The organism is Acidisphaera rubrifaciens HS-AP3, from assembly GCF_000964365.1.
GTDB lineage: Bacteria > Pseudomonadota > Alphaproteobacteria > Acetobacterales > Acetobacteraceae > Acidisphaera > Acidisphaera rubrifaciens.
In genome coordinates this window covers 1-7098 of sequence record NZ_BANB01000623.1, presented here as the reverse complement: position 1 = coordinate 7098, position 7098 = coordinate 1, and the positions used below count along the sequence as shown (strand labels likewise).

General features: G+C 67.6%; 6 protein-coding genes. 2 read left to right on the top strand and 4 right to left on the bottom strand.

Annotation, left to right across the window (positions count from 1 at the left end; translation table 11 throughout):
- Nucleotides 1–65: 65 nt before the first annotated feature.
- Together B8460_RS15530 and B8460_RS15525 are read right to left on the bottom strand one after the other, a co-directional pair.
- A complete protein-coding gene (locus tag B8460_RS15530) occupies nucleotides 66–473 on the bottom strand; it encodes a Zn-ribbon domain-containing OB-fold protein (RefSeq protein ID WP_048862521.1) in 408 nt (135 codons plus the stop codon).
- Nucleotides 474–478: 5 nt separating this feature from the next.
- A complete protein-coding gene (locus tag B8460_RS15525; RefSeq protein WP_048862519.1) occupies nucleotides 479–1648 on the bottom strand; it encodes a thiolase domain-containing protein in 1170 nt (389 codons plus the stop codon).
- A 68-nt stretch (nucleotides 1649–1716) separates the two neighbouring features.
- Between B8460_RS15525 and B8460_RS15520 the strand changes: the two genes are divergently transcribed.
- Complete coding sequence (locus tag B8460_RS15520) at nucleotides 1717–3087, top strand: cytochrome P450 (protein WP_048862518.1); 1371 nt, start codon at nucleotides 1717–1719, stop codon at nucleotides 3085–3087.
- An 87-nt stretch (nucleotides 3088–3174) separates the two neighbouring features.
- Nucleotides 3175–5319, top strand: a complete 2145-nt coding sequence (locus B8460_RS15515) for a TonB-dependent receptor (RefSeq protein ID WP_148360640.1) — start codon at nucleotides 3175–3177, stop codon at nucleotides 5317–5319.
- A gap of 36 nt (nucleotides 5320–5355) precedes the next feature.
- Here the strand turns inward: B8460_RS15515 and gltA are convergent, their stop codons facing one another.
- Together gltA and B8460_RS15505 are read right to left on the bottom strand one after the other, a co-directional pair.
- Nucleotides 5356–6672 (bottom strand): citrate synthase, encoded by a 1317-nt coding sequence (gene gltA / locus B8460_RS15510; RefSeq protein WP_048862517.1) that lies wholly within the window; start codon nucleotides 6670–6672, stop codon nucleotides 5356–5358.
- 161 nt (nucleotides 6673–6833) lie between these two features.
- Nucleotides 6834–7098, bottom strand: a 265-nt coding sequence (locus tag B8460_RS15505) for a thermonuclease family protein (RefSeq protein WP_048862516.1), incomplete at its 5' end; no start/stop codon positions are given.

Below are 7098 nucleotides of genomic sequence, written 5' to 3'. Positions count from 1 at the left end.
ATCTGCGTGATCATTTCACGGTTTACGGACAGCAGGCCGGCGGCGGCAAAGCGGGCGTCAGCCCATCAGGCGGGCGTGAACATCGGCACCGGCGGCCCGCCCTCGGTCGGCACGAAGGTCACGCGCACCGCCTGTCCGATCTTCAGGGCCGCCGGGTCGCACTCGACGATGTTGGTCAGCATCGTCGGCCCCTCGGCCAGCGTGACATAGGCGATGACATACGGCACCTCGGCCCGCACGGCATGGCTGTAGCTATAGATCGTGCCGGTGCCGGCGGCGTCGCGCCAGACGGTGCGGTCGCTGAAGCAGTGCGGACAGATCGCGCGCGGATACCAGTGCGCCCGCCCGCACGCCTCGCAGGCGCGAAGGAGGAGGCGTCCCTCGGTGCAGGCCTGCCAGAACGGGGCGTTTTCCGGGTTGCTGTCGGGCGTGCCGACGAAACCCGGCACGCGCGCGGCGCTTGTTGCGGCCATCGTCGTCACTCCCGTTCCATGATGAGCGTGGCACTGCCGTGCCGGGTGCCGAGCTGCCCGCCCGTGCCATGCGCGAGGGCGAGGGCGCAGTCGCGCACCTGCACCGCCGGATGCGCCTCGCCGCGCAGCTGCCGCACCGCCTCGATCACCTTGGTGATGCCGCCGCGATTGGCCGGGTGGTTGTTGCACAGCCCGCCGCCGTCGGTGTTGAACGGCAGCCGCCCCACGCCGGAAATCAGGTTGCCGTCGGCGACGAACCGCCCGCCCTGGCCCTTTTCGCAGAAACCGAGATCCTCCAGCTGGATCAGCACGGTGATGGTGAAGCTGTCATAGATCGACGCGTACCGTATGTCGGCCGGCTTGACGCCCGCCATCTCGAACGCCGCCGCGCCGGAGAAGCGGGCGCCGCTGTAGGTGATGTCCACGTCGCCGGCGAGCTGGCCCTTCACCGCCTCGCCCGCGCCGATGACGCGCACGCGCGGCCGGTTGAGCCGGCGGGCGATTTCCGGCCGCGTCACCACCAGTGCGCCGCCGCCGTCGCTGATGACGCAGCAGTCGAGCCGGTGCAGCGGGGTTGCGACCAGCGGCGAGGCGACCACTTCCTCTACCGTGACGACGTTTCGCAGCATGGCGTGCGGGTTGTGCTGGGCATGATGCGACGCCGCGACCTTGATCCAGGCGAGCTGTTCGCTGGTGGTGCCGAACTGGTGCATGTAGCGCATGGCGCACATGGCATAGAGGTTCGTCACGGTCGGGCCGAACGGGTATTCGAACTGCATGTCCGGCTGCGCCGGGCTGCCCTGGCGCGGCGCGGTGCCGGTGGCCATCCCCTCGCTGCGCGGCCGTCCGGCCAGCGTGATCAGCGCCACGTTGCAGCGCCCGGCGGCGATCGCCTCGGCGGCGTGGGCGACCAGCATGAGATAGGACGAGCCGCCGATATCGGTCGCGTCGATATGGCGCACGCGCAGGTTCATGTAGTCGACCATCGACAGCGGCCCCATGCCGGGCGCGTCGCCGGCACAGAAATAGCCGTCCACGTCGTCCTTGGTCAGTCCCGCATCGGCAAGCGCGCCGGCCGCGCATTCGGCATGCAACTGGGCGACCGACTTGTCGGGCGCGCGGCGCGTCGGATGCTCGTACGCACCGACGATGTAGGCTTGGCCTTTCAGACTCATGTCGATCGTTCCGCCTGTTCCTGCTACGGCGCAGTATCGCCGATGCGCCCGTCAGGGAGAAATGTCCGATGAACGTGTTTGTCCCGCACGTGCCGCAACCGCCGGAGGCGCCGCTCGGCTTCCTCGCCTTCCTGCGGGCGATCCGCGCCAACGCGCTCGACATGTTCACCCGCGCCGCCTACGAGGAATGGACCGTCACGCGCCGCGAGCTTGGCCGCGTCAGCATGATCGTCAACGCGCCGGAGGCGATCCAGCGCGTGCTGATGACGAATGCCGACAACTATGCGCGCACGCCGGCCGGCCGGCGCATCCTGTCGCCGATCATCGGCAACGGCCTGCTGCTGTCCGAGGGCGAGGCGTGGCGGCTGCAACGCCGCACCGTCGCCCCCGCGCTCGCGCCGCGCATGATGCCGGTGCTCGCCGCCCACATCGTCGCCGGGGCCGAGGAGACGGTCGCCGCCCTGGCGCGACGGGGCGGCGGCGGCGTCGATCTGCTGACCGCGATGCAGCACATGGCGCTCGACATCGCCGGCCGCTCGATGTTCTCGCTGGAGATGCGCGCGCACGGCGCGGAGATGCGGCGGCTGCTGATGCAGTATGCGGAGCGGCTGGCGCGGCCCTATGCGCTCGACATGCTGCTGCCGCCGGGCGTGCCGAGCCCGCATGATTTCTTCCGCCGCCGCTTCGGCGCGCATTGGATGCGCTTCATGGACGGGCTGATCGGCGCGCGGCTCGCGCAGCCGCCGGCCGATCCGCCGCGGGACCTGTTCGACGCGCTCCGCCTCGCCCGCGACCCGGAGACGGGGGAGGGGTTCTCCCGCGCCGCCCTGTGCGATCAGACCGCGACGATGATCATCGCCGGGCACGAGACGACCGGCCTGACGCTGTTCTGGTCGCTGTGGCTGCTGGCGCAGGCGCCGGACGTGCAGGCCCGCGTCGCGGCCGAGGCCGCCGCCGCCCCGCTGTCGCCCGCGACGGCGCAGGAGGCGATCGCGGCGCTGCCCTGCACGCGCGCCGTCGTCAACGAGGTGCTGCGCCTGTATCCGCCCGCCTACACCATCGCGCGCATGGCCCGCGCGGCGGACCGGGCCGGCGACCTCGACATCCCCGCCGGCGCCACGGTGCTGATCTCGCCCTGGGTGCTGCATCGCCACCGCCGCCTGTGGGACGCGCCGGAGGCGTTCGACCCGGACCGCTTCATGGGCCCGCCGCCGGCGCGCTTTGCCTATCTGCCGTTCGGCATTGGTCCGCGCGTGTGCGTGGGCGCGCAGTTCGCGCTGGCCGAGGCGGTGCTGGGTCTTGCCTGCGTCGTGCGCGCCTTTGACATCACGCTGGCCGACGGGCGCCCCGTGATTCCGCGCCCGGTGATCACCACCGCGCCGGACCACGCGCCGATGTTCCGCCTGGCACCGCGCGCGGCGGTCCGCCGGGCGGCTTAACCCTTCGTCCCAGGAGTTGGACGCGTCTACCACTTGTGTCTGGCCGCGGAATGTTATGTTATAACATAACATGCAGGGAGCGGGCGGATGGGGGGCTGGCGTTGGCGGGGGATGATCGCGAGCGTGGCAGGGATCGGCGTCATTGCCGGGCTGGCGCAAGCGGCGGAGGTTCCGCCCGACACCGAAACCACGACGCTGCCGACGGTTGACGTCGTCGCGGAGCAACTCAACCGGGCCCGTGACGAGATACAGCCGAGCCTGGGTGCCTCGACCTACAGTTTCTCGCCGGAGGCGCTGCAAACCCTGCCGCAGGGAGACAACGCCCCGCTCAATCAGGTCCTTCTTCAGGCACCGGGCGTGGTGCAGGATAGCTTTGGACAAATTCATGTCCGTGGTGATCACGCAAACGTCCAGTACCGGCTCAACGGGGTCGAACTGCCGGAGGGGCTGTCTGTCTTCGGCCAAGTGCTGGAAAGCCGCTTCGCCCACTCCCTTGAACTGATCACCGGTGCGCTGCCTGCCCAGTACGGTTTCCAGACGGCGGGTGTCGTCGACATCCAAACGAAGACCGGACTTACCGATCCGGGCCTGACGATTTCAGCCTATGGCGGAAGCTTTGACTGGCTGCAGCCGAGTTTTTCGTACGGCGGCCAGTCCGGGCCGGTCGATTATTTCGTGACCGGCGACTATCTGCACAACGATCGGGGCATCGAAAATCCCGCGGCGACCTATGACGCACTCCACGATACGACCAACCAATTCCACGGCTTGGCGTTCGTCGAGGGCATCATCGATCCGCAAACCCGTCTCAGCCTGATCCTCGGCGGCGTCAACAGTCAGTTCCAAGTACCCAACAATCCGGGACAGGTCCCGACGCTAGGCCTCAACGTCTATGGCGTGATGACGGCCAACAGTGCCACGCTCAATGAAAATCAACGCGAGATCACCGATTTCGCGATCCTGTCGCTGCAAAAGCATCTCGACGCGATCGACGTGCAGATGTCACTGTTCGGCCGCTACAGCAGCCTGGATTTCTCTCCCGATCCGCTCGGGGACCTGCTGTTCAACGGCATCGCCCAACAGGCGCGTCGCGAGGACGACGCCGGCGGCATCCAGGCTGATAGGGCCTGGCGCATCAACGACAAACATACCCTGCGCGCAGGCTTTCTGGCGCAGGACGAGCGCAGTTCCTACAAGACGGCGTCTCAGGTTCTGGCCACCGACGCCGCCGGCGCGCAACTCTCCAACGTACCGCTGTCGATCTATGACGGGGGCGGGCGGACGGGTTGGCTGTATGGCCTCTATGTCCAGGACGAGTGGCGGCTCCTCCCGACATTTACCGTGAACTACGGCGTGCGGCTCGACGCGGTCGACCAATACACCCACGAGGGACAGATCAGTCCGCGGCTGAACGTCGTCTGGACACCCAGCGACACTACCACCCTGCACGCCGGCTATTCACGCTACTTCGTGCCGCCCCCGTTTGAACTCGTCTCCGACGCGACGATCGGCTTGTTTGCCAACACCACGGCGGCGCCGGCGGTGACCGAGGATTCGACCGTGAAGGCCGAACGGTCGAACTACTTCGACGTCGGCGTGACCCATACCTTCATCAAAGGCCTCACGTTCGGGCTCGACGGGTATTTCAAGCAGGCGACCAACCTCATCGACGAGGGCCAGTTCGGCGCACCGATTATCCTGACGGCGTTCAACTACAGGCAGGGCGAGGTGAAGGGCCTGGAACTGACCGGCAGCTATGACCATGGACCGTGGTCGCTCTACGGCAACCTCGCCTATTCGCGCGCCATCGGGAAAGGCATCGATTCGGCACAGTTCAACTTCGCGCCGGAGGAATTGTCCTATATCGCCGCGCACTGGGTTCATCTCGATCACGACCAGCGTTGGACCGGATCAGGCGGAATCGCATATTCGGTCTGGCGCGCCAGCGATCATCCGCTGCGCCTGTCGGCCGATCTGATCGTTGAGAGCGGCCTGCGCGCATCCACAGCGCAGGTTCCCAACGGCATCGCCCTGCCGTGCTACGGCGCCGTCAATCTGTCTGCCGTGCAGAAAATCGCGCTTGGGCTGAGTTTTCCCACCGAGCTCCGACTCGATGTCCTGAATGCCGGCGATACCGTCTATCAGGTACGGAACGGCACCGGGATCGGCGTCGGCGCCCCGCAATACGGTCTCCGCCGGGCGGTCCTCGCCGGCATCACGCAGCGATTCTGAGACGCCGCATGATGCCGTCTTGTCACCGCCGGCCCGTCAGCGCTTGTCGGCCGGCACGTAGTCGCGCTGCGGGGCGCCGACATAGACCTGGCGCGGGCGGCCGATGCGCTGCTCCGGGTCTTCCATCATCTCCTGCCACTGGCTGATCCAGCCGACGGTGCGCGCGACGGCGAACAGGGCGGTGAACATGCTGGTCGGAAAGCCCATCGCCTTGAGGATGATGCCCGAATAGAAATCGACGTTCGGATACAGCTTGCGCTCGACGAAATACGGATCGTCGAGCGCGATCTTCTCCAGCTCCATGGCGAGGTCGAGCAGCGGGTCGTCCTTGATGCCGAGTTCGCCGAGCACCTCGTGACACGTCCGCTGCATGATCTTCGCGCGCGGGTCGTAGTTCTTGTACACGCGATGGCCGAAGCCCATCAGGCGCACGTTGCTGTTCTTGTCCTTCACCTTGCTGATGAAGTCCGGGATCTCGCGCACGTGGCCGATCTCGGACAGCATCTTCAGCACCGCCTCGTTGGCGCCGCCATGCGCGGGGCCCCACAGGCTCGCGATGCCGGCGGCGATGCAGGCGAACGGATTGGCGCCGGTCGATCCGGCGAGCCGCACCGTGCTGGTCGATGCGTTCTGCTCGTGATCGGCATGCAGGATGAGGATGAGGTCCATCGCGCGCGCCAGGATCGGGTTGACCTTATAGGTCTCCGCCGGCACGGCGTTGAACATGTACAGGAAGTTCTCCGCATAGCCGAGGTCGTTGCGCGGATACATGAACGGCTGGCCGGCGTTGTACTTGTGCGCCCACGCGGCGATCGTCGGCATCTTGGCAATCAGGCGGAAGGCGCTGATGCGGCGGCTGTTCGGATCGTTGATGTTCATGCCGTCGTTGTAGAAGGCCGACATCGCGCCCACGACGCCGCACATCACCGCCATCGGGTGCGCGTCGCGGCGGAACCCGTTGTAGAAGCTGCGCAGCTGCTCGTGCAGCATGGTGTGGCGCATCACGCCGCGCTCGAACTTCGACAGCTCGTCGGGCTTCGGCAGCTCGCCGTTCAGCAGCAGGTAGCACACCTCGAGAAAGGTTGAATGCTCGGCCAGCTGTTCGATCGGATAGCCCCGATACAGCAGCACGCCCTCGTCGCCGTCGATATAGGTGATCGCGCTGTGGCACGACGCCGTGGCGCCGTAGCCGGGGTCGAAGGTGAAGATGCCGAGGGCGTTGTACAGCTTGCGTATGTCGGCGACCGACGGGCCGATGGTCCCGTCCACGATCGGCAGGGTGACGGAGCGGTCGGTCCCGTCCAGGGTGATGGTGATCGTCTTGCCGCTGGCCGTGTGGCTGGTGCCGTCCATGCGCCGCTCCTGCAGATGTGGTTGGACCGCCGGGCGCCGGCGACGATGGATATCGCGGCGGCCACGGCGGCGTGCTTTGAGGGCAACGTATTGTGCAGCCGCGTTACACGCAACCTTCGCGCTTGCAGCACGCGGCCGGGGGCGGCGGCGCGGCGGCTCTGCTACCAGCTCGTGTCGGCGCCGCCGGCCCACAGGCCGCGCCGCTGCGCCCGCGCCTGCGTCTCGTCGCTGCGCAGGTCCGCCGCCTGCAACCCGATGTCGCGCAGCCCTTCCGCGTCGCGCCCCGGCGTGTCGGCGCGCGCATAGCCGGCGGCAACCAGCGCGCGATTGATCTGCTGCCCGCTCGCCTCGCAGACGCCCAGCGGATGGCCCATCCGGTCGGCCCCGGCGATGCGGCAATCCACCGGACGGGCGCGCACGAGGCTC